Annotated in this window: 23 protein-coding genes and 1 pseudogene; 10 read left to right on the top strand and 14 right to left on the bottom strand. The window is 51.8% G+C overall.

Features of this window, described 5'->3' with window-relative positions; translation table 11 throughout:
• The first annotated feature begins 175 nt into the window (after window positions 1-175).
• Window positions 176-283, top strand: a complete 108-nt coding sequence (gene yniD, locus ACQKDS_RS16920; protein ID WP_399672966.1) for a small membrane protein YniD — start codon at window positions 176-178, stop codon at window positions 281-283.
• A gap of 140 nt (window positions 284-423) precedes the next feature.
• The gene (locus ACQKDS_RS16925) at window positions 424-633 is read left to right on the top strand and encodes a hypothetical protein (RefSeq protein WP_399672964.1); all 210 of its coding nucleotides are present in this window, start codon (window positions 424-426) and stop codon (window positions 631-633) included.
• Between the two features lie 140 nt (window positions 634-773).
• Here ACQKDS_RS16925 and ACQKDS_RS16930 read toward each other — a convergent pair whose 3' ends face one another.
• The gene (locus ACQKDS_RS16930) at window positions 774-2,123 is read right to left on the bottom strand and encodes a 2-hydroxycarboxylate transporter family protein (protein ID WP_399672962.1); all 1,350 of its coding nucleotides are present in this window, start codon (window positions 2,121-2,123) and stop codon (window positions 774-776) included.
• Window positions 2,124-2,550: 427 nt separating this feature from the next.
• Between ACQKDS_RS16930 and pckA the strand changes: the two genes are divergently transcribed.
• Window positions 2,551-4,170 (top strand): phosphoenolpyruvate carboxykinase (ATP), encoded by a 1,620-nt coding sequence (gene pckA, locus ACQKDS_RS16935; RefSeq protein WP_399672960.1) that lies wholly within the window; start codon window positions 2,551-2,553, stop codon window positions 4,168-4,170.
• A 711-nt stretch (window positions 4,171-4,881) separates the two neighbouring features.
• On the opposite strand, the gene ACQKDS_RS16940 is transcribed toward pckA, so the two are convergent.
• The 3 genes and pseudogenes from ACQKDS_RS16940 to ACQKDS_RS16950 all read right to left on the bottom strand — a co-directional run.
• Window positions 4,882-5,652 (bottom strand): hypothetical protein, encoded by a 771-nt coding sequence (locus ACQKDS_RS16940; RefSeq protein ID WP_399672958.1) that lies wholly within the window; start codon window positions 5,650-5,652, stop codon window positions 4,882-4,884.
• Entirely contained in the window at window positions 5,636-7,702 is a 2,067-nt protein-coding gene (locus ACQKDS_RS16945; RefSeq protein WP_399672956.1) for a lipase family protein, read from the bottom strand. The genes ACQKDS_RS16940 and ACQKDS_RS16945 overlap by 17 nt, the downstream gene beginning before the upstream one ends.
• A 215-nt stretch (window positions 7,703-7,917) precedes the next feature.
• Window positions 7,918-8,121 (bottom strand): annotated as a pseudogene (locus ACQKDS_RS16950) (hypothetical protein); the annotation flags it as partial.
• Between the two features lie 366 nt (window positions 8,122-8,487).
• Here ACQKDS_RS16950 and ACQKDS_RS16955 point away from each other — a divergent pair.
• The gene (locus ACQKDS_RS16955; protein ID WP_399672954.1) at window positions 8,488-9,738 is read left to right on the top strand and encodes an MFS transporter; all 1,251 of its coding nucleotides are present in this window, start codon (window positions 8,488-8,490) and stop codon (window positions 9,736-9,738) included.
• Window positions 9,735-11,177 carry a glycoside hydrolase family 32 protein gene (locus ACQKDS_RS16960; protein ID WP_399672952.1) on the top strand — a complete coding sequence of 481 codons (1,443 nt, stop codon included), beginning with the start codon at window positions 9,735-9,737 and terminating at the stop codon, window positions 11,175-11,177. Before ACQKDS_RS16955 ends, ACQKDS_RS16960 begins: the two co-directional genes overlap by 4 nt.
• 2 nt (window positions 11,178-11,179) lie before the next feature.
• Here ACQKDS_RS16960 and ACQKDS_RS16965 read toward each other — a convergent pair whose 3' ends face one another.
• The 3 genes from ACQKDS_RS16965 to ACQKDS_RS16975 are packed head-to-tail and all read right to left on the bottom strand — an operon-like array spanning window position 11,180 to window position 14,188.
• Entirely contained in the window at window positions 11,180-12,181 is a 1,002-nt protein-coding gene (locus ACQKDS_RS16965; protein ID WP_399672950.1) for a LacI family DNA-binding transcriptional regulator, read from the bottom strand.
• 58 nt (window positions 12,182-12,239) lie between these two features.
• Entirely contained in the window at window positions 12,240-12,818 is a 579-nt protein-coding gene (locus ACQKDS_RS16970) for a HutD family protein (protein ID WP_399672948.1), read from the bottom strand.
• Window positions 12,818-14,188, bottom strand: a complete 1,371-nt coding sequence (locus ACQKDS_RS16975; protein WP_399672946.1) for a formimidoylglutamate deiminase — start codon at window positions 14,186-14,188, stop codon at window positions 12,818-12,820. Before ACQKDS_RS16975 ends, ACQKDS_RS16970 begins: the two co-directional genes overlap by 1 nt.
• Before the next feature lie 167 nt (window positions 14,189-14,355).
• Between ACQKDS_RS16975 and hutC the strand changes: the two genes are divergently transcribed.
• The 4 genes from hutC (at window position 14,356) to ACQKDS_RS16995 (ending at window position 19,267) form a co-directional block, all read left to right on the top strand.
• A complete protein-coding gene (hutC, locus tag ACQKDS_RS16980) occupies window positions 14,356-15,111 on the top strand; it encodes a histidine utilization repressor (RefSeq protein ID WP_399672944.1) in 756 nt (251 codons plus the stop codon).
• Between the two features lie 139 nt (window positions 15,112-15,250).
• Window positions 15,251-16,471, top strand: a complete 1,221-nt coding sequence (hutI, locus tag ACQKDS_RS16985) for an imidazolonepropionase (RefSeq protein ID WP_399672942.1) — start codon at window positions 15,251-15,253, stop codon at window positions 16,469-16,471.
• Window positions 16,468-17,271 carry an N-formylglutamate deformylase gene (hutG, locus tag ACQKDS_RS16990; protein ID WP_399672940.1) on the top strand — a complete coding sequence of 268 codons (804 nt, stop codon included), beginning with the start codon at window positions 16,468-16,470 and terminating at the stop codon, window positions 17,269-17,271. Before hutI ends, hutG begins: the two co-directional genes overlap by 4 nt.
• A gap of 460 nt (window positions 17,272-17,731) precedes the next feature.
• Window positions 17,732-19,267 carry a serine hydrolase domain-containing protein gene (locus tag ACQKDS_RS16995; RefSeq protein ID WP_399672938.1) on the top strand — a complete coding sequence of 512 codons (1,536 nt, stop codon included), beginning with the start codon at window positions 17,732-17,734 and terminating at the stop codon, window positions 19,265-19,267.
• 8 nt (window positions 19,268-19,275) lie between these two features.
• Here ACQKDS_RS16995 and ACQKDS_RS17000 read toward each other — a convergent pair whose 3' ends face one another.
• From ACQKDS_RS17000 to ACQKDS_RS17010, 3 genes are all read right to left on the bottom strand, one after another.
• Window positions 19,276-19,806 (bottom strand): chorismate mutase, encoded by a 531-nt coding sequence (locus ACQKDS_RS17000; RefSeq protein WP_399672936.1) that lies wholly within the window; start codon window positions 19,804-19,806, stop codon window positions 19,276-19,278.
• Between the two features lie 136 nt (window positions 19,807-19,942).
• Window positions 19,943-20,416 (bottom strand): anti-virulence regulator CigR family protein, encoded by a 474-nt coding sequence (locus ACQKDS_RS17005; protein ID WP_399672934.1) that lies wholly within the window; start codon window positions 20,414-20,416, stop codon window positions 19,943-19,945.
• A 117-nt stretch (window positions 20,417-20,533) separates the two neighbouring features.
• Entirely contained in the window at window positions 20,534-20,914 is a 381-nt protein-coding gene (locus ACQKDS_RS17010) for a DUF6694 family lipoprotein (RefSeq protein WP_399672932.1), read from the bottom strand.
• A gap of 410 nt (window positions 20,915-21,324) precedes the next feature.
• Between ACQKDS_RS17010 and ACQKDS_RS17015 the strand changes: the two genes are divergently transcribed.
• Window positions 21,325-21,507 (top strand): hypothetical protein, encoded by a 183-nt coding sequence (locus ACQKDS_RS17015; RefSeq protein ID WP_399672930.1) that lies wholly within the window; start codon window positions 21,325-21,327, stop codon window positions 21,505-21,507.
• 136 nt (window positions 21,508-21,643) lie between these two features.
• On the opposite strand, the gene ACQKDS_RS17020 is transcribed toward ACQKDS_RS17015, so the two are convergent.
• From ACQKDS_RS17020 to ACQKDS_RS17035, 4 genes are all read right to left on the bottom strand, one after another.
• Window positions 21,644-22,519 (bottom strand): nucleoside-specific channel-forming protein Tsx, encoded by an 876-nt coding sequence (locus ACQKDS_RS17020; protein ID WP_399672928.1) that lies wholly within the window; start codon window positions 22,517-22,519, stop codon window positions 21,644-21,646.
• A 587-nt stretch (window positions 22,520-23,106) separates the two neighbouring features.
• A complete protein-coding gene (locus tag ACQKDS_RS17025) occupies window positions 23,107-23,379 on the bottom strand; it encodes a hypothetical protein (protein WP_399672926.1) in 273 nt (90 codons plus the stop codon).
• 90 nt (window positions 23,380-23,469) lie between these two features.
• A complete protein-coding gene (yddG, locus tag ACQKDS_RS17030) occupies window positions 23,470-24,360 on the bottom strand; it encodes an aromatic amino acid DMT transporter YddG (protein WP_399672924.1) in 891 nt (296 codons plus the stop codon).
• Between the two features lie 194 nt (window positions 24,361-24,554).
• Window positions 24,555-25,925, bottom strand: coding sequence for an APC family permease (locus tag ACQKDS_RS17035; RefSeq protein ID WP_399672922.1), 1,371 nt, complete (start codon window positions 25,923-25,925; stop codon window positions 24,555-24,557).
• Window positions 25,926-26,033 lie beyond the last annotated feature (108 nt).

Here is a 26,033-nt window from a genome sequence, read left to right on the forward strand (position 1 = left end):
GGCATACTGAACATCGGTACATTCTATGGCCAATGGCCAGGCGGTAAAATGAAAGACGGCGACAAAGACCCCGACGATACCTTCAGTGATTTATTAAAAGTCATTGTGCTGGTGGTGATTGTTATCGTTGCTTTAGGCGTCTGGTATTTCAACGCGTAAAGCGCAAGGGGGGAAAGTGGTAACCAAACGTATGCGTGGCAAACACGGGAAAATGTTCCTGATCCTGCTGCTGATCTGTCTAGCATTGCTGCTACTGCGCTGGGCAGCGATAGTGTTTGGATAACGACAACGCAAAACATCGCCTCCGTCGCCGTCACCCCGGTGACTCATCTAGCCCGGTTATCTCTCCTCGCGGCCACATCGGTGGCAAACAGGCTTTTCAACTGCTACATTGAGCAAAAATCACCCAAGCCGAGGTAAGCGATGATGTTCTCGGAGCAGGAGATCAAACCCGTCTGGGACGAAGTTGCCCGTCTGATTGGCGATAGCGTAATGCAACTGCGCCATCGCGGCGAAGTGCTATCGGTCGAGACGCTGGCCAAACATCTCTCTCAACAACTGGCGGCCAGCCGAGATATCGAACGGCGGATCTTGATCAGTGCCGCCATCACGATGTTAAAACCGAAAAAGTGAATCGCCAACCTGATGGTTGGCGACTCGGCAGAGACTTAAGGTATGCAAGCCCAAGTATCTGTTGGCATCCTCTCACGCTAATCCGGCGATATTAATAAGAATTATCGGCATTTAACCCCATGCGGCTATGATTTAATTTTTCACACTGCCATCACCCAACTGAGCAACAGAGTCGCGCCAATGACCGTAGAGGCACCGCCGATGCGCGTAGCGATTTGGGCAAACGGCATCAAGCCCATACGGTTCGACGCCGAGAGTATCGCAACATCGCCCGTTCCCCCCAGCCCGCTGTGACAGCAGGTAACGATCGCCGCTTCCACCGGGTACATTTTCAACCATGGCGCGATCAGAAAACTGACTACCCCCATTGACAGCACCACCGATCCGCAGACGATGACATAACCGACAGAAAATACCGCGACGACGCTTTCCAACGGCACATATAACATCCCCAAACCTATCATTAGCGGCCACACCAGCGCAGTTGAAACAAACTTATAAAAGCTGTGGGCACCGCTTTCCATGCTGCCCGGTATCACCCGGCAGTATTTACATAAAACGGCAAACAAGATCATGAGCACCGGTCCGGGAATAGATACAATATGCTCGAACAGACCACCAACAATGAAAAAGGCGCAAATCACTAACAAACCGCCCCCCATGAGTTGGAAATCCACGTGTCCGCCCTGTTCTTTTATCGCGAAGATCGCATTCTCTTGTGCGGTCCGAATCAGCATACCGTCACCGCTTAGCGCCTTGCGTTTCATGCCGATGCGCGCCAGCATCCCGGCGCTCACAATGGCGAAAATGTTACCCAGCACTGCCGCCGGTGCCAACTGCGCAACATAGACGTCTGGCGTCGCACCAAGAATCGCGGAATAAGCCAGCGACAGCGGCAAAATGCCCTCACCAATGCCGCCGCCAATAATCGGCACAATAATAAAGAAAAAGGTGTGATAGGCGCTGTAACCAAACAACTGACCAACCAGCAAGCCTGTTGCTACCGCCGTCGCCGTTCCCACGACCAACGGTACAAACATTCGCACCATGCCCTGGATCAGAATCACTCTGTTCATACCGAGAATGCTGCCGACTACCAAGCTGGCAATGACAAAATACAATAGGTTAGCGTCTTTCATTAACAGATGAACGGTAGCCATCACGTTTGGCTGGAAGAAATTAAAATACACCAGTATCGACGGCACCATCAGGCACAAAATCGCCGGGCCACCAATATCACGTAACACCGGTATGCTTTTGCCTAAATGCGCTAATGCAAAACCCAACGTCATAATCACTGCCAATCCACCGATCATATTCTTGGGTAAAAAGTTGGCATAGGCGGAGAGGGTAACGATCGCGCAAATAGTGATAAATAATGCCAACGGTACCGCACCGATGTTCATTTGACGAATCTGATTCATTATTCCTGATGAGGCAGATTGTGCCGTCATTTTTTCATCGACCAGCGCCGCATTGTTCTGTTTCATTATTCACCCTGCTGACAAGTAATAGACATGAGACAACCAGTCATAAAGAAATATATTTATATAAAAACAATAAATTACACATTAATCAACGCCAGTGAAAACCTCTCGCATTGATGCGGGGACGTACTAGATAAACCTGACGATATGATAAAAAATAAAAAAGTAGAACCCAATTAACTCATCTGAATGAAATAGTGTGAACCGGTACTAAGGTTAGCGTTAATTAATTAGCGTCAGCGTTTTGTAACTAAATTAACCGGCGTATTTTTCGCTGCTATGCTATATGAGAGAAACGGAACAACCGTGTTTCTTAAATAAGAACTGGAACGGCAAAAGCTGAATCCGGTCAGCCTGAACTGACGCCAAGTTTCAATATGTAACACCGTATTGAAAATACGGCATAATATCGCTAATAAGGAAGTAGAATATGTCTTCACGCGCTGTAACCCTACAAACTCTCGCTCGTTATGGTATTCACCACACAACCGATATCGTCTATAACCCAAGCTATGAGCGACTGTTCAACGAAGAAACGCATCCCGATCTACCGCCTTTGGAACGCGCGACGCTCACCAGTCTGGGAGCCGTCAATGTTGATACCGGTGAATTTACGGGCCGCTCACCGAAAGACAAGTACATCGTACGTGACGACACCACACGCGACACCGTCTGGTGGTCAGACAGTGGTACGGGTAAAAACGATAATCAACCGCTGTCACCTGAAACCTGGCAGCAGTTGAAAACGCGAGTGAGCGAACAGTTGTCCGGTAAACGTCTGTTCGTTATCGACGCCTTTTGCGGCGCCAATGCGGATACCCGGCTGAAAGTGCGTTTTATCACTGAGGTCGCCTGGCAGGCGCATTTCGTTAAAAACATGTTCATTCGCCCCAGTGATGACGAACTGCAAAATTTTGAACCCGATTTTGTCGTCATGAACGGCGCAAAATGCACCAATCCGGATTGGCAACAACAAGAGCTGCATTCCGAAAACTTTGTCGCTTTCAACCTGACCGAACGGATGCAATTGATTGGTGGCACGTGGTACGGCGGCGAAATGAAAAAGGGGTTGTTCTCGGTCATGAACTACCTGTTACCGCTGAAGGGCATTGCCTCAATGCACTGTTCTGCTAACGTCGGTCAACAGGGCGATGTGGCGATATTCTTTGGGCTGTCCGGCACCGGCAAAACCACCCTGTCCACCGATCCCAAGCGCCAATTGATCGGGGATGATGAGCACGGTTGGGATGACGATGGGGTGTTCAACTTCGAAGGCGGCTGCTATGCCAAGACCATCAAGCTTTCACCACAGGCAGAACCCGAGATTTATCAGGCCATCCGCCGTAATGCGCTGTTAGAAAACGTCGTCGTGCGCGACAACGGCACTGTCGATTTTGATGACGCCAGCAAGACGGAAAACACCCGCGTTTCCTATCCGATTGACCATATCGACAACATCGTCACGCCGGTATCAAAAGCAGGCCATGCGCAGAAGATCATCTTCCTGACCGCTGACGCCTTTGGCGTACTGCCGCCGGTTTCTCGCCTGACGCCAGAACAAACCCAGTATCACTTTTTGTCTGGCTTTACCGCTAAATTAGCCGGGACGGAACGCGGTATTACCACGCCAACCCCCACCTTCTCTGCCTGCTTTGGCGCCGCCTTTTTAACATTACATCCGACGCATTACGCCAAGGTGTTGGTAAAACGCATGGAGGCCGCTGGCGCGCAAGCCTACTTGGTCAATACCGGCTGGAACGGCAGCGGCAAACGCATCTCGATCAAAGACACTCGCGGTATTATCGACGCTATTTTGAGTGGCGAAATCGAACAGGCGGAAACCTTCACGCTGCCCATTTTTGGTCTGGCGGTGCCAACCGCGCTGCCGGGCGTCGATCCCGCAATACTTGATCCGCGTAAAACCTACGCAGACGAATCCCTCTGGCAAGAAAAGGCTAAGGATTTAGCCCAACGCTTTATCGATAACTTCGCCAAATACACCGTCACCGCGGCGGGTAAAGCGCTGGTGGCGGCCGGGCCGCAGCGGTAATTCCCATCACTCAGCCTTGGGCGCGTGCTGCGCCCAATTTACGCGTCGATATGGGTTAACTATCATCACGCTCCGCGATACACTGGCTTCCCCCCATTCCGGCACGAATCGTAAGTCGGCTGAGTGGGTGTAAAGCTGCAAAATGCGACATTTTACAAAACGAGCGGGTCGGTGATGAAGGCATAAAAAAGATCTTAAGGAGATCCTTTCATCTGACTGTTTATTTTAACAACAACAATACTCTTTGAAAATCAGGACTAATCTGACAGACATGCCCTTCATCCCCGCTCGCATAGGTTATAACCATCCCAAATCCTCGTTGCTTATCCGCCTCAAGTGGCACTTTTTTCCGCATGAAAGATCGGTTCTATAGTGATTAATCTCATGTTTTTCAGTTGATAACGCCAGCTCCACTTTTTGGAATCCATATCTCCCCCAAAAAGTTTCAACGTTGTCTTGTTAAACATAAGACTAATGTATGTCATAGGGAAAAAGTCTGTGTTCAGATCCAACCGTTGAACGCTTTAGCCCGCCTGGTCCCGTAGCCGTCACTGATTCCGTAATCGCCGAAATCGAAGATATAAATGATATTGATCGCCTCTTTTCCCTTCACCAAAGGGTTATCTTCAATCTCTTCCTCCGTTACCGCCACAAAGCGGAGCAGCGCATTTTTCCCGGTTTTATTTGCCTGTGTCCGGTAACATACCTTTATTATTTCATCGTCAGTAATTTTTCATAATCTGGCTTAGTGCCAGTTATTTCCTCACTACTTCCATCTGGATATGTTGCACTTATTTTACCTGGCCTGGGATTGGGTCCCTCAAGAATAACAACCTGATTAAGGTGTACAGAAGGATCTATAACTATATTCTGAGTATCATTAAGCCGGTAACGGCGAGTGAATTGTTCATAACGGGTATCACCCCCGAATAATTCCAACGTTTCCTCCTTAAACAAATGGCTAATGAATATCTCAGGAAATAGATCTGTTTTTAAATCTAGATCCCCGCTCATCACCTTAGCCCGTCCGGTCCCATAGCCGTCACTGAGTCCGTAATCGCCGAAATCAAAGATATAGCTGGTATCGATAATCTTTTTCCCTTTCGCCAGAGGGTGATTATCAGCAATCTTGAAGCTCACCATCAACGAGTTCAGTCGCCACTGGCAAGAGCCACCGCCGTCCACGACCACACGCAATTGCCAGATATCGTTTCCTTCAGGCGAACTGAATGGCTGCTCAATATCGTTATAGCCGGGAATATCGTGAGGTTCATTGCTGGAGTTATAGCGGACAGACTTGCACCGTTCTGAACGGTACAGCAGTTCTGCAGGCTGGAGCGTTATCCCCTCCTGCCCCCGAAAAGTCACGTTTACCCATTTCGCCTCCGGAGGAGGCGAAAGCGTGCGATTGGGTCGGTTATCACACCCACCGAGAAATATAACGGCGGACGCGAAGGCAGTTATTTTAATTAGAAAATTCAATATCTTCCTCCGTTACCGCGACAAAGCGGAGCAGCGCTTTTTTACCAGTTTTATGTGTCTGCGTTCGATTTAGCGTCACTGGTAGCATATCCTGAAGCGCCAGGAACTCGCGGTTACGCTCAACCTCATCTGGATGACTACCGGATGCGTCCCTCTCTACCGCCTCCCGGAACCTTTCCCGCATCGATTTTCTGCTCATATCCAGTGACGGATCGGCCAATTCTAGCACCTGATTATGGATATAGGGCAGATAGCGGTGCGCCATCGAATGGCTGCGAGGGTCTGTACCGATGCCGTTCAGCGTCGGATTGGTGTTCTGCGGAAAGGTCTTTGCCAGGCTGGCCGGATTCAGACACTGGATAAACGCCGCCTGATGCTCTCCAGTGGATTTCAGGCATTCATCATTCAGGGATGGCACCAGAAACAGCTTAACGTCCACAAAATGCCGGGTGTACATCTGACCATCGATCAGGGGTTTCCGGTACGGACTGACCGCACGCATTGAGCACTGCTGCGCCCGGAAAAATATTACCGTCTTACCGTGATGCCAGTACGGATCTTTTTTCTCCATAAAGCCCAGCGACTGATACGTCAGATCCCGTACTGCCACACCGAGTCCAACTGCTGTGGTCACCGACCAGTCGAACCCCAGCTTGTCTCCCAGCGTCCCCCATGTCTTGTAGAACGCATTATCAAGGTCCGCATCCGGAGGGATCTGTGTGATCGTGTCATTGTCGTTGACGTGACGGTAATGCGTGATGCCGCTCAGTGATGTTATCGCTGTGCGGGTGAAGGTACGCGGCATTCCATAGGTGTACAGTACCGGTAAGCTGGCTTTCATCTCGGCGGCGTACAGCAGTGCCAGCGCGCCGCCCAGACTATGGCCGCAAATAAACAAAGTCTTTATTCCATCTTCTAACACTTGACTAACCGCATTCATTTCGCGGCCAAACTTCTGTTTCGCCAACTGATAGGCCTCCAGAAAACCACCGTGAACATTTCCCGCTCCGGCCAGTTCCGGCTGGCACCGCTTCGGCCCGAAGGAGAAATCGGTCAGAATGTTCAGCAAACTGTCTGTGCCGCACCAGGCAACCAGCACGTGCGTACCGCATTCCACTGTAAACAGGCGGGTATCGCCTTCTCCGCCTGGCCCCTCACCGGTGTTCAGGTAGACCGGTGGCTGGTAGCGGTCGCGGAACGGGACATCCACCGCCAGCGTGTGAAAGTAAGCCGGGTACTCTGCAAACTGCGGAACACAGGATAGATCCAAGCACTTCTGACGGAAAAAATAATCGATGGTCGGGTTCTTCGCCTCAGCAGCATAAACAAGATCGGCCATAATGCCGAGATTCAGCCCGTTGGCGAGGTCATAGTCTTTCGTATCATGTAGATCCAACACCCACGCCCGGAACGGACAGATTTCAATAACATGCCGCTGATCCAGCGCCTCTCTCGCTATCTCCGTCCCTTTCAGCGATCGCCCCGGTGGAAAATGAAACCGTGGTGGCTCCGGGTCGGTCCAGCCCCCTATCTCCGGTAGCCGGTCGCAAAGCTCGCCAATAGTCACATAGTGATGGATATACCCAGCAGTCTCGGATTTTTCCTGCACGTCTGAGCGCCATTTGGGATCGCGGGTTTCTGGCCGGAACATGTTGTTGCTCACCGGCTGGCTGTTCGGGTTGCGTCGAAGTCCCAGCGGCCGTTTTTCCATCTCGTCGGCCAGCGGCTGGGCATCAGTTTTCACGTCAACCGCTATCCAGTACAGATCGTCGAACCGGACAAACCCTTGGCTATCGGTGACACCGGCAGGCGGATTGGGCGGAGGTGTGGGATTAAAATCATAGTCCTTGTATTTTTTCCACATTGTCACCTCTTCTGCAGAGGCCAGCGGATGGTATTCCAGCCGCACATTCAGCCCGGAGAGCGGATTATTGTCCTCATCCACAAACTGGAGTTCAAGCCAGTATTTATGCTGTTTTCCACGACACTGAACGACTTTACATGTGGGTATCAGGCTGGTTCTGCTGGTATTGTCGCCAATAATTTCCATGCTAATCCCTTGCACTTTAAATGGGAAATAGCATCCATCATAACCCAAATGACATTTTACCGTCGTGGGCGGGAGATAAAAAAGCAATATTTTGTCAGGCATGGTAACTTAACCTGCTGAATTGTATTGTTTTAATCTGAGGGTAGCATTGAATTCTCGGGCAACGGCTCCCCGCACTGAGGCATACTAGGACGGATTGTTTCTGTTCATCCTTCAACGTAGAGAATACCTGAGGGGAATGCATTTATTGATTCAGGGTAATACCTTGTACTTGTCAGAATTTCAGTTGAATGGCAAATCCTCAACGGCTTTTATCGGTCATACCTAAGAACCAAAGAAAACTCGTCAGCAAGCAAAAACCACACATCCCTGTCATCAAAAGTCTGCTCCTGTGACAACATTCCCACTCTCTGAATCATCAATGGGTAATCGCTATGTCAACCATTTTACAGGTGAGTGACTTTTACTCAGATCCAGTTCAAAAAAGCTCGATGTCCCATTTAGCAGCTTTGCTGCCACTAGCTCTGTAAGCTGAGAAACCCAGCGTTATGCCGCCCGCCCCTCCAGTAGGTTAATACTCGGCGATCCGCACTGCGGGTTATCACATTCATTAACAGTGTTTCCTCGCTACCCCCGTTAATTCAACGAGCGTGATAACGATCACAAAGCACAAGTGTTAACGTTAACTTTTGTGATTAACATCGCAACCACGCTGGATGACAACTTCCCAAGCCACAAAGTTAACGTTAACAATTGATGCACTCTTTCCTCACCAGGACTTCATCATGAACCGCGAAACAAAAAAATATTACGTCCTCCTAAGCGGCCTGTTGTTTTTCTTTTTCTTTACCTGGTCAGCCAGTTTTTCATTGATTTCTCTATGGCTAAATCAACAGATCGGGCTGAAAGGAGCAGAAACCGGACTGATCTTTTCCGCCATTTCGCTGGTGGCGTTATGCATGCAACCGCTTTACGGTTTCATTCAAGATAAGCTTGGCCTGCGCAAACACCTGCTGCAGTTTCTTGGCGTGATGTTGTTATTAACCGGGCCATTCTTTATCTATGTCTACGCCCCCCTGCTGGCCTATAACCTGATAGGCGGTGCACTGGTCGGTGGGTTATTTATAGGTGCCACCTTCTTTGCCGGTATCGGTGCGTTGGAATCGTATACGGAACGCGTCAGCCGTATCGTGGATTTCGAATTTGGTCGTGCTCGCATGTGGGGCTCGCTTGGCTGGGCCAGCGCCACCTTTTTCGCCGGATTCATGTTCAACGTTAATCCCAATATCAACTTTTGGCTGGCATCAGCTTCAGCAATCATATTCATTCTGTTGCTCAGTCAGATTCGTGAATTGAAACCCAATGCGATGTCGTGCCTGGCCTATGGCAAACCGGAAAATCTCACCTTAAAAGACGCGGTCGATCTGCTGCAGTTACCCGGCTTTTGGGCTCTGGTGGTGTTTGTGATCGGTATCAGTGTTTACAACGTGTTCGACCAGCAATTTTCCGTGTATTTCGCCGCACAATTCTCAACGCCTCAGCAAGGTAATGAGATGTACGGCTTTCTCAATTCATTACAGGTGTTTCTCGAGGCAGGCGGCATGTTCCTGGCTCCGTTATTGATCAACCGTATCGGTGCCAAACGCGGCTTGTTGCTGGCAGGCAGCGTGATGGCGCTACGTATGTTCGGCTCCGGCCTAGTCAACGGTGCGTTGTTAATCTCCGCCATGAAACTGCTACACGCCGTCGAATTACCCATTTTGTTAATTGCGATCTTTAAATATATCGCTAGCCGTTTTGACAGCCGACTCTCCTCGACGTTGTATCTGGTCGGTTTTCAATTTATCACTCAGGTCATGGCCAGTATCTTGTCGCCGTTAGCCGGTTACGGCTATGACCATATTGGCTTTGCCGATACTTATCTGCTGATGGGTTGTGCCGTTGCCTGTACCACCCTGCTTTCCTGTTTCCTGCTGCGCGGGGGTGATCCCGCGGGCAAACCACTCATTCATTCCGTAAGTGAGCCAACTCCATGAAAAATACTTTAGCTCAAGCCAATCACGCGTTGGAAACGCTGCAAGCGCAGCGCAAAGACGACTATTACCCGCGCTTTCATCTGGCGGCCGCAGCAGGCTGGATCAACGATCCTAACGGCTTAATTTGTCTTGATGGCGTTTACCACGTGTTTTACCAGCACCATCCCTATGACGAAAACTGGGGGCCAATGCACTGGGGGCACGCCATCAGCCACGATCTGGTAAATTGGCAACATTTACCGATTGCACTCGCCCCCGGCGACAGTGAGGATCGTGACGGTTGTTTTTCCGGTTGCGCGGTCAATGACCACGGCATACTGACGCTGCTGTATACCGGTCACGTCTGGCTCGGTGAACCGGGTGACGACAGCCAACTGCGCGAAGTACAATGCCTGGCCACCAGCGAGGACGGCGTACATTTCACCAAACACGGGGCAGTTCTCACGCCACCCGATGGCATCCAGCATTTTCGCGATCCGAAGGTATGGCAGCAAGATGGCCTGTGGTGGATGGTGGTCGGCGCCAAACAGCACGATCTCGGTCAGGTACGTCTGTACCATTCGCACGACTTACGCGATTGGTGCTTCGATCGGGTACTCGCCAGCGCTGCAAGCCCACATCAGGGGTATATGTGGGAATGCCCGGACTTCTTCGCTCTTGGCGAACGCCACCTGCTACTGTACTCACCGCAAGGCTTAACCGCTCAGGGATACCGCTACCGTAATCGCTTCCAAAGTGGCTATTTCCTTGGCAACTGGCAGCCAGGGGCTGAATTCGAGCTTATCCAGCCGTTCGTTGAGTTAGATGCCGGACACGATTTCTACGCGCCGCAGACCTTTGTCGCCGCCGATGGCCGCCGTATGCTGTTCGGTTGGATGGATATGTGGGACTCCCCCATGCCCAGCAAAGCGCAGGGTTGGGCGGGGGCATTGACGGTACCGCGTGAGCTGTCGATAACCGCAGACGATAAGGTATTGATGTGCCCTGCGCGCGAATTGACGGCGCTACGGCAGAAAACACACGCATTTAACGCAACACCATTGAACAATCAGCACTTCGTGCTTGAAGAGGCGTTGCAAGAACTCGTCGTCACCTTGCATCTTCACGACAGCGATGCCGAACGCTATGGCTTAAGCGTGGGGTCGGCGGCGCGGCTGTACGTGGACAATCAAGCGCACCGACTGGTATTAGAGCGTTTTAGCGATGAACCCGCGCTGTGCGGCTGTCGCAGTATTCCGTTACCCATTGGCGATTCACTGCAATTGCGCATTTTTGTTGACCGTTCCTCATTAGAGGTGTTCGTTAACCACGGCGAAGCTTGCCTGACTAGTCGCATTTATCCGGCAGACGGCGACCGGCGCATTAGCCTGTTTGCCGAAAGTGGCCATGCCTCGTTTAGCGAGATAACCGGTTGGGCATTGAACAGTATCTGGTCATGATGTCATAGCGATTCACGCAACAGCAGCGGGCATGGCACCTTCACCGGATCGCGGTGCTCGCGCTGTTCGATCAGATGCAACGCCGCCTGTCGCCCTAACTCATAATGCGGTAACTGCACGGTGGTGAGCGGCGGTTGGAACAGTTGGTTAATGCCCACCATATTGTCATACCCTAATACCGCCACCTGTTGCGGAATATTCCAGCCCTGAGCCAATAGCATTTGATACACCAGAAATGCCACGCGATCATTACCGCAAATCACCACATCACACTCCGCTCGCCCCGGCGCGAAATGCCGCGTCAGCCATGCCATGCAGTCACGGTAATGCGCGTCGCCGCCGGTTAAATCCAGATGATATTGTTTTAATTGCGACAGACTCCCCCCCGCCTCTTGCCAGGCGCGCTCCAATCCGCGCCGTCGCAGGCCCGACGCCAGCGTATTCTCCGGCAAATGAATACACAACGGCGCGCGGTAGCCTTTAGCGATCAACGCACGCATCGCATCATATTGCCCCTGTTCGTCGTCAGGAATATAGCTGGCAACCGGTTGATCGGCACTAACGCAGTTCGCCAACACCAGACGTTTATCCAACAGCTTGGCTGGTATCGTCACCTCTCGCAGCCCCATGGTGGTGAATATCACCCCATCAGGACGGTGTGCCAATAATAAATCAACGGTTTTATCTGCCGACTCATCAGCGAACAAATTGACCACAAAACTATGCCAACCGTGCTCACGGGCGGTTTTCTCAATCGACAGGATCATTTCTACCGAAAACGGCGTGGTCGCGGTGTCTAATGCCAGCACACCGATCGTCTGTATCCGGCCACCATCCCCGCGAATGCGCCGTGCGGACAGATCGGGAACGTACTCCAGCCGATCGATGGCCTGCTTTACCCGGCGATAGGTGTCTTCGCGCAGTTTGCCTGGCTCGTTGATCGCGCGCGATACCGTCATTAACGATACGCCAGCAAGTTTTGCGACATCTTTCAGCGACGCCATGCACCCTTCTCAAATTCAGTGATAAAGAGGGGATAATCCCATAACTGAGCCACGGACTCTAGCCGCTTTCTTGTGGGGTGAGATCGGCCCAGAGCGCGAGTGCATCCTGCGTCAATGGCCGAACGCCGCCGCAGCGGGTCGCTACAGGCCACCAGCCCCCCTGCCGCGCCGTCAGCGTAACCGGCGGTGATTGTTGCAGTTGCCAATCACCGCACAACACATAGAACACCCCCGCATGGCCGACCGGCAGCGTAGTCGCGGTGGTGATTGGCTGTACATTTGCCCGCCAGCGCCCGCGCCGCGTCATAATATTAAAATCCTGGCTGCTGCCACCAAGCAGTTCCGCATGCAACGCAACATCACCGGAAAAAGAAAACGGTTCGCCACGGGTCGTCAAACGGTGATCGATGTGGCCTGCGGCGTAAAGATGAACACCGTCGCCCTCAAGCAAGGTAATTGAACGATCGATACCGCTGAAGGCAGAAAAAGGCCCCGCCTGCGCGATGGTGGCAATGCTGGCGCGCCAGTCAAACGCTTCACCCTGTAGCGGCTGGCAAACAATCTCCCGAGTTTCCCCGCCACCATTACGCCAAGGACTAACCGGTAACCGTTCAAAATCAAAATAAGTGACTTGCATCACACCTCCCGCTGAAAGGTTTTTAATACCTGCAAGAACGCCGCGCTGCTTTGCTGTTGTAATGCGTGCTGCCCCTGCGCAATCACCTGTTGACCCGCCACGAACACATCACGTATTTGCTCTTTGCCGCCGGCAAACAGCCAACGGTTAAGGATGGATGCATCCGGGGCGGCGGCAAGATACGGATCGTCACCATCCAATACCAACCAGTCAGCGCGATAACCGCTACGCAATTGCCCTATCGCCACCCCGCAGGCCTGGGCACCTCCTTGTAACGCCTGCTGATACAAGACGTCTCCTACCACCGGTTGTTCGGGCATCGTCAATCGGTTACGGCGACGATCGCGCAGCCGCTGACCATATTCGAACCAGCGTAACTCCTCCACCACATTGAGGGAAACATGGCTGTCTGAACCTATGCCCCAACGGCCGTGATGCTGCAAATAGCGATCGCCGGGGAAGATACCGTCGCCAAGATTGGCTTCGGTTGTCAGGCACAATCCCGCGACAGCCTGACTGCGCGCCAACAGCGTCAGTTCAACGCTGTCCAAATGGGTGGCATGCACCAGACACCAGCGCCGATCGACCGGCAAATGTTCATACAGCCAAGCCACCGGGCGCTGACCGCTCCATGCCACACAGTCGTCCACTTCCTTTTGCTGTTCGGCGATATGAATATGTACCGGCAACGCGTGGTCCGAACTGGCCAAAACTTGCGTCATTTGCCGCAGTTCAACCGCCCGCAGCGAGTGAAAACACAGGCCGTGATTCTGCAACGGCACCCCGGCCAATTGACGTGCAATCACCTGCTGCTGAGCCAAGTAGCTGTCGGTCGTCTGAATGAAGCGCCGTTGCCCGTCCTGCGGCGGCTGCGCACCAAACCCGGCGTAGCTGTATAACACCGGTAACAGCGTCATACCAATGCCAGCCTGCTGTGCCGCCTGGCTCAGCCGACCAGTCATTTCACCACTCTCGCTATAAGGTTTACCGTCCGCCGCATGATGCAGGTAATGGAACTCCGCTACCTGGGTATAACCACCCTTAAGCATTTCGATATACAGTTGACGGGCAATAATTTCTACCTGTTCTGGTGTCAGACGCTGCACCAGCCGATACATCAAATCGCGCCACGTCCAGAAACTATCCTGAGGATTACCGGCGACTTCCGCCAGACCGGCCATGGCGCGTTGAAAGGCATGGGAGTGCAAATTCGGCATCCCTGGCACCACATCGCCATTTAGGCGTACACAATTTTCTGGGCTAGACTCTGGGGTGACATTAACAAGAAAACCGTGGCTATCGACATCCAGCCGAACCCGATGAGCCCAGCCCGTGGGCAACAGTGCGCGTGTGGCGAAATAAGCAGGCATAGCAATATTCCAAGGTTGGTGTAACAGCATAAGGCGCGCAGCACGCGCGTTTTGTAGGCTAATTGTAGAATTCTGGTTAATTAGCGCTTACTTGTATATACATATACATACGCCGACAGCAACAGTAAACTGGTGTTATTATTTTTTTATTTGACGAGGTTAACGTCGTGGTGGATCAACAGACCGTGTTACAACTGGCTGCTGCAATGAACGATACTCCTGCCCCCATTTATCAGCGGGTAAAGCAGGCCATCATGAATCAAATCCGTGCGGGCCACTGGCAACCGCATCAACGCGTGCCCTCAGAAAGCGAACTGGTCGCAGAACTCGGCGTCAGCCGCATGACGATCAACCGCGCACTGCGTGAATTAACCAGCGAGGGTTTTCTAATCCGCATGCAAGGCGTCGGCACCTTTGTCGCAGAGGCGAAGGCGCACACCGCGCTGTTGGAAGTGCATAACATTGCTGATGAAATCGCCGCGCGCGGCCATCGCCACAGCAGCAAAGTGTTAGCACTCAACGCGCGAGCTGCCAACGCCGAAGAAGCCCGCGCATTAGGTATTTCGCCGGGGCAACAACTGTTTTACTCGCAAATCGTGCATTACGAAAACGAGATGCCTGTACAATTAGAAAACCGCTGCGTCAATCCACCTATCGCCCCCGATTATCTGACGCAAAATTTCGAGCACGTCACGCCGCATACCTATCTGACCCAAGCCGCCCCGCTCACCGCCGGCGAACACATCGTTGAAGCGGTAGCGCCTACTCGCCAAGAACGTGAGTTATTACAGTTGGATGAGAGTGAACCCTGCCTGCTGATTCATCGCCGAACCTGGTCGGATAAAACGGTGGTCACGTCTGCGCGCCTGCTGTATCCCGGCAGCCGCTATCAGCTTTTTGGCCGTTTCGCCCACGAGGTTTAATGCGATACCGGGCGGTTCCATGCCGTCCGGCTTGCGTGATCACATCTTGATAACAAATTGTTCATCCCCCCTTGCCGCTTTCAAGCGAATGCGCTAGGTTGTATTTGATTGTATATACAACTCTGTGGGAGCGGTAAAGATGACCTCCGAGATTCACTGCGACAGTCTGTGGTATGGGGCAGACATCGTCACTATGCGTGGCGGTAAATATCACATCCTCCATGACGGCGCGATTGCGGTACGTCACGGCAAGATCGTCTGGATTGGTGAACTGGCCGCGCTACCGTCCATCATCGCCGCTAAAACGGTGAAATTCGACGGTGGCATTGTGACGCCCGGCCTGATTGATTGTCATACCCATCTGGTTTTTGGTGGCAACCGCAGCGCCGAATTCGAACAACGTCTTAACGGTGTGAGCTATGCTGAAATCGCTGCGCAAGGCGGTGGTATCCTCTCAACCGTGAACGCCACGCGCGACGCAGACGAAGAGCAATTGCTGGAACAGGCGCTATTTCGGCTGAAACCACTACTAGAGGAGGGCATAACCTGTATTGAAATCAAATCCGGTTATGGCCTGACACCACAAAGTGAATTGAAAATGTTACGCGTCGCACGGCGATTGGCTGAAATACTGCCGATCGAGGTGAAAACCACCTGTTTGGCCGCCCATGCCCTGCCGCCAGAATACGCCGGACGCGCGGACGATTACCTCGATCTGGTGTGCGACGTCATCATTCCTGAGACGGCCGCCGCCGGGTTGGCTGACGCCGTTGATGCGTTTTGCGAGCATTTGGCCTTTTCGCCGCAACAGGTGGAGAAGGTGTTTAAGTCAGCCAAACGTGCCGGGTTACCGGTCAAATTACACGCGGAGCAGCTTTCAGCTCTCGGTGGGAGCGCATTGGCAGCCCGGCATCAGGCGCTTTCCGCGGATCATCTTGAATATGCCACCGAACAAGACGCGCAAGCAATGGCCGCTGCCGGCACCGTGGCAGTATTGCTGCCGGGGGCTTACTATCTACTGCGCGAAACCCAATGCCCGCCGATCGACCTGTTCCGTAAACACCAGGTTGCCATGGCGATTGCCAGCGATGCGAACCCCGGCACTTCGCCCGCGCTCTCGCTGCGCCTGATGATCAATATGGCCTGTACCCTCTTTCGCCTCACGCCAGAAGAAGCGTTGGCAGGGGTGACACTGAATGCCGCCACCGCGCTTGGCCTGCAAGCGAGCCACGGCTCACTGGAAAACGGTAAAGTCGCCGATTTTGTTCACTGGCCGCTGTCGCGACCGGCAGAGTTGGCGTATTGGTTAGGTGGGCAACTGCCCTGTACGGTGATTTTCCGAGGAGAAGTACGTCAATGACTCTGCCCGATCCCTTTCTATTCCACACCGGTAGCCTGCCGCTGTTGATCAGTATTCCACACGCCGGTACCCAGTTAACGCCCGCCGTAGAAGCCGGGCTAACCGACGACGCCCGCCCATTGCCTGATACTGATTGGCATATCCCGCAGTTATATGAATTCGCTCGTACTCTCGGCGCCAGTATATTGGTGGGCAACTATTCGCGTTTTGTGATCGATCTTAACCGCCCATCCGACAATAAGCCGCTGTATACCACCGCCACCACCGGCCTGTTTCCTGATGTGTTATTCGACGGCCGGCCGAGCTTCCTGCCGGGTAAAGCGCCGTCGGATCAAGAGCGCGACGGTTATCTCCAACATATTTGGCAACCTTATCATCAGCAATTGCAGAGCGAGCTGGCTCGGCTGAAAGCCCAACACGGCTACGCATTGTTGTTTGATGCTCACTCCATCGCCTCGGTGATCCCGCGTTTGTTTGACGGCCAACTGCCAGATTTAAATTTGGGTACTAATGCCGGAGCGAGTTGTGCCGACAGCCTCAGTAAACGGCTGGTGGAGTGCTGCGACACTCAGCAACGCTTTAGTCATGTGCTTAATGGCCGTTTCAAAGGTGGGTACATTACTCGTGCCTATGGGAAACCGTCTGAGCACCAGCATGCGGTACAGTTAGAGCTGGCGCAGGTGAACTATATGTCGGAACAGTCTCCTTTCGCCTTTGATGCCGCGCGCGCTGCACCATTACAACAACTGTTGCAGCAATTGCTCGAAAGCATGATCGATTGGGGCGCGCAGCAGCGCTGATCCCCACGTTTTATTCCCGCGTTCAGGCATGTTAACACCGGCCTGAGCGCTCATTGCCCCCACCTTCGCCATTCGCGCTTATCAGCAGTTTTCCGCTTGGCAACGCTGCTCGTCGATATTTTGCGTACTGCATCGCAAATTTAAATGAAACGATCTTTTCCTCTCCAAGCAGCGCACAAAACGGCGGCTGTCGATGCTATGGCTGCGCCACAATCGCTCAAAAAGTGCTGCCCGTGGCAGACATATACCCTCAATAATTCGCGTTGCAGGAAGGCGGCAAGGAAGTGAATCCCGACGCGCTTACTCTAGTAAGTGATTCAGGTGAACGAGTGCAGCCAACGCACATGCAACGTGAAGTATGACGGTATAAATGAACGGCAGAGGGCACCGTTAACCCTATTGCGATTGCGCTAACGCACTGCGCAGATCAGTCTTTTTTACATAACTCTGGAGGATAATCATGACCGATACCCCGCTAAACTGGCGCGATGCCCACGCCATCGCTGAACGGTTACTGGCCGAATGGCACGGCCAAGGCGAACCCGGTGGGGCTATCATTGTGTTCGACGCTCACCAAACACAGGCCGTGGTCTGTGCTGGCTTGGCCGATCTGGCGCATAACACGCCGTTCACAGCAGACAGTGTGGTGCGATACGCATCCATCACCAAGCATATCTTCGCCGCGTTGGCGCTGAATGCAACCAATAATGCGTTACACCTTGAACAACGCTTGGGTGACCTACTGCCACAGTTACAGGCAGAATTCGCTGAGGTCAACGTCGGCCAAGCGCTCGATATGACCAGTGGTTTACCCGACGTACGGGAAACGCTTGGCTTGCTGGGAGTCTCTGCGCAAACCGTTAGCGATGCGTTACCAGTGATGAACTTCATTCATAGCCTGAGCAAACTGAATCACCCGGCGGGCGATGAAATCAGCTACACCAACACCGGCTATCAGCTGTTGGAAATAGCGTTGCAAGCGCAAGGATATCGCTTCGATCAACTGGTACACCAACACATCGCTGAGCCGCTAGGGGTTCAACTGCATGCACCGGAGAACGAGTGCGATATTGTACCGGGCTTGGTACCCGGATATCGGCGCGTAGCGCAGGGCTGGCAACTGGCCAGCAGCAGTTTGCCTCTTTCCGCGTCTGGCCGTTTAGCCGGTAGCGCAAATGCGCTGGTCCGCTGGTTACAGTGCCTGCTAACCCATTGTCCATCCGCATCGGAGGTTCTGGCGCAATTAAGCACGCCGCGTAAACTGAGCAACAATATAAATTCCAATTATGGTTTGGGTCTCGCTCACACGCCGCTGGGCGCGCATCGGTTACTCGGCCACGGCAGCTCGCATGCGGGTTATAAAAGTCATTTTCTGCTGGCCCCGACGTGCAATGCGGGTGTGGTGGTGGTCGCTAACCGCGAAGATTGCGACAGTTTTGGCATCGCAATGCACGTCATGGCCGCATTACTGGAAGAAACACTACCGCCGCGCAGCACCGCCATTCCTGACGGCATTTACGCGACGCTCACCGCCCCCTATTGGCTTGAAGTGAAAAACGGCCATCTGGCCTATTTAGGCCGTGACGAACCCTTGTATCAAGATAAGGAGGGTTATGCGGTGTCCTTATCCGCCCACCAGCCCCTACGCCTGAAATGGACCGGTACGGCGGTGGAAGGTGAAGTTGGCCACGTGCCGCGCTGTTTTGTGCCCGTCACGCCGAGTAATGACTGTCTGAAGAACGTGCAAGGCATCTGGTATCACCCGGAATATCGCACCGCATTCGAAATTCGCGACAATAAGGTGCATATCGGCGTTGGTCCTGCAGCGCAAACGGGAACCTTGCGCTCGCTGGGTCACGGCAGAATGCTGGTTGAATCCCAAGATGGCCCGTGGCTTAAACGTTTTTGCCTGTATTTCCGGGGTTATAACGTCGATCTAATCGCCAACCGCAGCCGGGTACTGACCTACAAGCGCAGCACCGTAATCCATGGTTAATCAATCCATTATGTCGCCTTGCTGGTTTTGACTGCCAGCAGGGTATCAAAGAGCCGCTGCTTATCCGCCTCGCTCAAATTAGCCTGCTGAATGACCTTCACGAATGCTTGGCGCTCATTTTCGCCGATCGCGCCGGTTGTCACCTGCCGCACCAGACGCTGTAATATCTCGCTACTCAGGTTGGCAATCTGCGTTCGCACCTGCTCCAATGGCCGGGGCTGCCAGTTTGTTTCCGGCTGCGACAACCAATCGGCTCGATAACGATACTGAATCGCTTTCGCGGCATCCATCTGCGCCTCGATAAACGGCCTTACCGACTCCGGGTCCAAGCCTAGTTGTTCGGCCTCGGCTTGTGCGCTGGCTAACACTTTGCTTTCCTGTTTTTGGTCTTCAATGGGCAAATGGTGTTGAGCCTTGTAACCGGCTACGTCTTTCATATAAGAAAGTCGTTGATTGACCACCTCGGCGATGGGCACAGCATCATTGGCTAAGGCAGAAAAACTGCACAATATCCCCGTCATCAACATCATTTTAAGCATATTCTCACGCTCTCCTGAAATAAAAACTCACCATCGCGCTTAGGGGTTCAAGGATAAGCGAAACCTATTCGTCGTGCCTGCCGACCAGCACCATCAAAACAAGATTCACATTGACGTTGAAATAGATTCCACAGGATTAGTCGAATACGCCGTTAATCACGGAAGCAACAATGGCCGTACTGAGCGCGACCAATACCAGATCATTACCCGCAATACGCCATTCGTATCCTGGATAATGGGGCAACTGGTTTAATAGTGAGGACGGCACTGCCTTTTTGGCGATGCCGGGGGGTAATGGCTTACCTCGCGCCAGATTCTTAGCGATACCCGGCGGTAGGCGACGATAGCCGGTTAGTCCCTGTTTTACCGCCAGTGGGCGTACGCGATCGTAAGACAGACTAACCGAAAGCAGCTCGCCGTGGTTCCCTTTCGCAGGCCGCCCCTTTGCACGGCCATCACTATGGCCTTTGTCTTTACCGTGGTTGCCATGATGGGCGTCATTCCCCTGCCCGTTATCTTTTCCGCCGCGCTCAGCGAAAACCGGCGCGGTGAAGATACCCAGAGATAGCGCCAGCGTCAGTGTTGACAGGAGCATATGCCGTTTTTTCATGTTACAACATCCTATATGGGGGAACGAAAATCACTATAAGTGTAATTCACCCCATAAAGCATGCGGAAAAATCTTATATCTGCCCGGCGTGACGGCCACAAGCGTAACCCGATATTGTTAGTTACCTGATAGCCGCTGTTGGAACGCCTCTCTCGTTTTCTGCCCTTCGGCGATCACTTGCTCGCTCGTTTTTCCGTCTAGTGCTTTTCTCAATTTTTCGCCTAAAACGTGATCGGCATTATCAGCCATCAGGTCTTTAAGATTAACCTGACTTAAAGCAATCGCTCTCAGTGCGTTTTCAAATTCGTCTTGCTTATCCGTCGGCAACGACTCGCGAATTTTTTGGATTGACGCTTTCATGCTGACGTCAGTAGACGCATCAATTTTAGGTTGCTGATCGCAGGCCACTAATAAGAAAAAGGCCGCTGCGATACAAATCCGTGCTTTCAAGTTATTACTCCATTGAATCAAATGATATTGCCGAATGATTATAACCATTAGCCCCCCACAACAGGATAAAAACCGGCAAAGAGCCCTTGATTTACTGTATTCATCGGTAAAGATGCAAAAACACCCTACCACGCATAATTATTCGGTTTTACCGTCTCATTTAGTCAGTTTTTTCTTGCAGCTTAATAGGGATTTCAGTATTTTGGTCGGGTAAAAGAAAGAGTTGGCTTACTTTTTTTTCTTACGCCTCAAATTTTTCATGTCATCCAAATGTGATAAGAAACCTTGTTTCCCGACAATCCGTTCGGGATTCTTTTTCCTATTTAATTAGCGCGACAACGCCAAAGGGCGCTTAGTGTTGAGATTTTGTTGCTAATATCTTAAATTTGTCGCCAAACAAACCTTAACCTCCCGCGGTGGCCAGGCTGGCAACGGGTGGGCGTTCAGGAGCAAGTGAAATGCAAATGACCCTAATGGAATACATCACGCAGCATTTTAACGGCGATCTTCAGCGCTATGCGCAATCAGAAGGCGTGAGCAGGGAACAAATTATCAAGTGGATCGATAATGAATGCTATGTGATCAAAGGACGATTATTTATGCCGGTAAAACACTTACCGTGCGAAGACGTGTTGTCATGACAACAAACGAAGAAAGCCGCCAACAGTCCAATTAAATTCCGGGCGTGAAGCCAAACAGCGCGGCCGCAGCAAGAGTATTATCTTGTTCAGATTGTAAACCCCGCCGAATAAAGCGGGGTTTTTTTGGCGATAATGATCAGAAGTTGTAGCCGACCACCAGATAGTAACCCCAGCCGGTAGATTTGATTGGCCCCTGAGGCGCTTCAATATCAACGCCATCCTGCCATTGCCCACCATTATGGAAGTAACGTGCCACCACCGAGTAGTGCCAGTGATCGTAATTCAGTGCTAAAACATGGCTGGAAGCGATCGAATTGCTGGTACGCGCCTGGCGACCACCGACTTTAAAATCGTCTTTACCCAGATCGGAACCGAAATCAAAGTTAGTGAAACCGATATAGTTCAGGTTACCGCCCCAAACCTGGGTCAGCGGCACAAAGTATTTCACTTTAAATCGGTAACCATCCCAACTGTTCTGGTTCGCTGCGTCGTAGTTCTTCCATTGATATTTGGCGTAAATATTCATCGACAAGCTCATCGGCAGGCCTGTTTCAATGTCGGTACCCAACCCCATATACCACGTGCTCTGGCGCGATAAATCATTGCGGCCCATGTCATAGATAATGTTGTTAGCAAAATACCATTCTTTGAACGGGCCAAAGCTCAGATCGGCACCGGTTAACTTGTCGATAGAGAAGCGCGGCTCAATCTCCATAAACAACGGCGAACCTTTGTCCCAGATACCGCGGTCTGGCGTGTTACCGACACCGAAGAATTTCGGTACATCAATATAGCCATAAAAATCGAACCATTCGTGCTTGGCAAACGCTTCGTACTCCAAGTACACGTCATTATTCAGCTGTGGTCCGAAGCGGGTATGGTAACTCCCGACTACGTTCACACTTTGATGCCACCAATCCGAAAGAAATTGTCCGTCTTTGCTATCAGCCATCGATGATGCACTGTAAGAGGTTGCCAGAAGTACACCTGCTGCAAGAGCGATTTTTTTCATTTTATTACCACATGCTTAAAGGGCCATTGCCTGCCCGTTAGAAAAGATGACAAATGAGTCTGAACGACATCGGGTGTCACGCACGATTAACCGAACACCGCGCGCATTATAGAAATCACTGAGTGTAATAATCTGTGATCCAGTTACCCATTTTGCGAATAAGTAATCGATTGCGTTCTCATTTGTCAAATTATGTTTCATGCAAGTTCACAATCGATGTGATTTTTGTCATGAACGAAGATTTTTTATGCAGGTTTTGTGCCCATTTCAACCAGTATTAGAAATTAGTGTTACGAGCCTTGTTAAGCATAAAACCGGTGCACGGCCTCGTACCGTTTAGCTAACGAGAGTAGGTGATGGGCGGTGTTTTCGGTCGCTATCAGCGAGCCGCAACTTATTGCGGTTGCAAACCGAGCGGTCAAGGGGAAGTGACGATTGCCTACACCAAGGTGCGAAGGCGTTCATGGCTGTAGAGTGCTTTGTCTATGATGTCTGGCGTTACAACATGGCTACCCTGCCGCTCAGGCTTAACTGAGCGACAGTGAGACACCGATAAGCGGTAGGTGCTGCGTCACGTCGGGAGCGGTTCAGCGCGCACCTGGCAACGCTTTAGCTATGTTTTCATCGCGAAAAATCACCTCATCGCCACGCGCAACCTCCCATTCTTTAGGCGGGATGTCGACTTTCGGCGCAGCCGCGATCACTGCCCCTACGATTTGTTTTCCTTCACGCCGTAGAATACTGACATCAAGCTGGTATTCATGGCGTAGATTAGCGGTGGTCAAGCGCACCGTATCGCCGCGTGAGTATACCTGATCGTCAATACTAGGTTGCTGAATAAACAGAATATCGCTTCTCATAGTGCAGGTTCCTTTTGACAGAAGACGTAATCATAGCTTAGTAGAATTTAGTCCCCTGTGAGATGGAAAATATCAACGATCATCCATCAATCAAGCACGGGTTGCCCGCCAACAGATCAAAGAGCCAACAGTCACCATCATCACACCCTGCCAAAAATTGATGGTCAGCGTAGTACTGAGCACCACGGCGGCAAAAACCGATGACAATACCGGGGTAAAATAAGACGCCGTGGCCAACAGCGTCATATTGCCATGCAGAATACCGACGTTCCACGCAGCATACGCGGTCCCCATCGCCATACCGGCACACAGCACCGTCAGCGTGACAGGCAGAGTAAAATGTAAACTGCTTTCAGAGCTAAAGGCATACTTCAACCACAGCGCTAACGCGGTCAGCGTAATAAACAGCACGACGCCATTATGGCCTTGAGCGATACGTTTGGTGACGTTGCAATAAATAGCCCAAATAATCGCTCCGCTAAATGCCAGCGAATAACTGAGAGGATTGCTGTACACATTTACCCGCATTTGTGCCAGCGACCAACCGCCCTCCCCACTCATTATCCAACCAATACCCAGTAGCGCTAACGCCAATCCCGGCATAACCCACCATTTTGCCTTCTGCCCGTTAAATAATATCGCCATCAATACCGTCAGGCTCGGCCACAAATAGTTAATCATCCCAAGCTCTATCGCCTGCATCCGATTACTGGCATAGCCCAAGGATAATGAAAGACAGATCTCATACGCTACAAACAGCAGGCTACCGACGATCAGATAGTTTTTCGGGAACAACGCCAATTTAGGCACCCCCATCACCGCCAATAGGAAAACCGCCCCCACGCTGTAGATCATCGCCGCACCGCCGATAGGGCCTAAATCTTCACTGACGCTGCGGATCAGACCCACGACGCTACTCCATAACACTATCGCCAATAATCCCATCCATGTGGCTTTCTGCGACGCAGATAATAAGGACATCAAGAGAGTTCCATTACTTTAATTTTTATCGGGATTTTCACTGTACCGCGGGGCATGAAAAAATAAAAGTTTAGCCACAAAAAGGTTCAGGGTTTGGCGTGACAGACAGCACGGGGCTGCCGTGTTGTAGAGACCCCACGTAAGTCGCTTCGGCAAGCTTGGGGAGTCGATATGCCCCCCAAGCGACGACGGCATTACTGCTGCGTTTGACGTTTAAACTGGGGCGGTGGTTGACGAAAACGCCGGGTGAGATACACCAGATAGCCAAAGCCCAACGCAGCCCATGTCAGCCCCATCGTCAGCGAGCTCTTTTCCAGGTTTAGCCACAGCACACCGACGGTGAGTGCACCAACCAACGGCAAAATCAGGAAGTGAAAGCGATCGCGCCAAGTCTTGTTGCGCCCTTCACGAATAAAGAAGTGGCTGATTACCGACAGATTGACGAAAGTAAACGCCACCAGCGCACCGAAATTGATCAGCGCAGTAGCCGTGACCAAATCAAACCACAGCGAGGATAGTGCCACGATGCCAACCATCACCACATTAAGCGTCGGCGTCCGCCATTTCGGGTGCACATAACCGAATATTTTTTCAGGGAATACGTTATCACGCCCCATCACATACAACAGGCGAGAAACGCTGGCCTGCGACGCCAAACCGGAGGCCAACGTATTAATGAACGTGGTACACAGAAAAATAGACATGAACAGCTTTCCGCCAACGTACAGGGCAATTTCCGGCAACGCGGCATCCGGTTGTTTAAAGCGTTCAATAGTAGGAAAAAACAGCTGAATAAAAAATGAAACGCTAATGAAAATCACGCCACCATACAAGGCCGTCAAGAAGATAGCGCGCGGAATAACTTTAGCAGCATTGGGTGTCTCTTCACTCAACGTGGTGACGGCGTCAAAACCGAGAAATGAAAAGCACAGAATGGTCGCCCCGGTGATAATCGGTAACAGGTGCGCATTTTCACTCACAAAAGGTTGTAAGCTCCATACGGTGCCAACCCCTTCCCCCTTATTTAATCCATGGATGACCAAAAAAATAAATACCGCGATAATCATCAGTTGCACTAAAACGAATAGCGTATTGAAGTTCGCGACCACATTAACGCTTTTCAGGTTGATGGCCGTCATAATACACACAAAACTAGCCACCCAAACCCACGGAGGAACCTCAGGAAACAACGCGGTGAGATAAATTTTTGCCAGTAAGGTATTAATCATCGGTAAGAACAAATAGTCCAAGAGCGATGACCAGCCGACCAAAAAACCCACGTGGGGATTTATCGCTTTTTGTGCGTAAGTATAGGCGGAGCCTGCGGCAGGAAATTGGCGCACCAGTTTGCCATAACTGATGGCAGTAAACAGCACGCCCGCTAACGCAAATAAATAAGATGCAGGAACATGACCATCCGTCACACCGGAAACAATACCAAAAGTATCGAATACCGTCATCGGCGTCAGATAGGCCAGCCCCATCATGACCACTTGCCACAATTTAAGGGACTTTCGCAGTTGCGGTTTGTCCGCGTCATTACTTTCGGTGGCGCTTATTGTCATGGGAGTTTCCTCACCGGCGTCCTGTACGCCCAATAGGAAGAAAGCAACCGCGACGCGCAGCCTCGCCAGGCCACAGGATAGCCGACAAAATACGCCTTACGCGAGCGG

The sequence above is a fragment of the Serratia sp. NPDC078593 genome, from assembly GCF_050268245.1.
GTDB lineage: Bacteria > Pseudomonadota > Gammaproteobacteria > Enterobacterales > Enterobacteriaceae > JBNNGK01.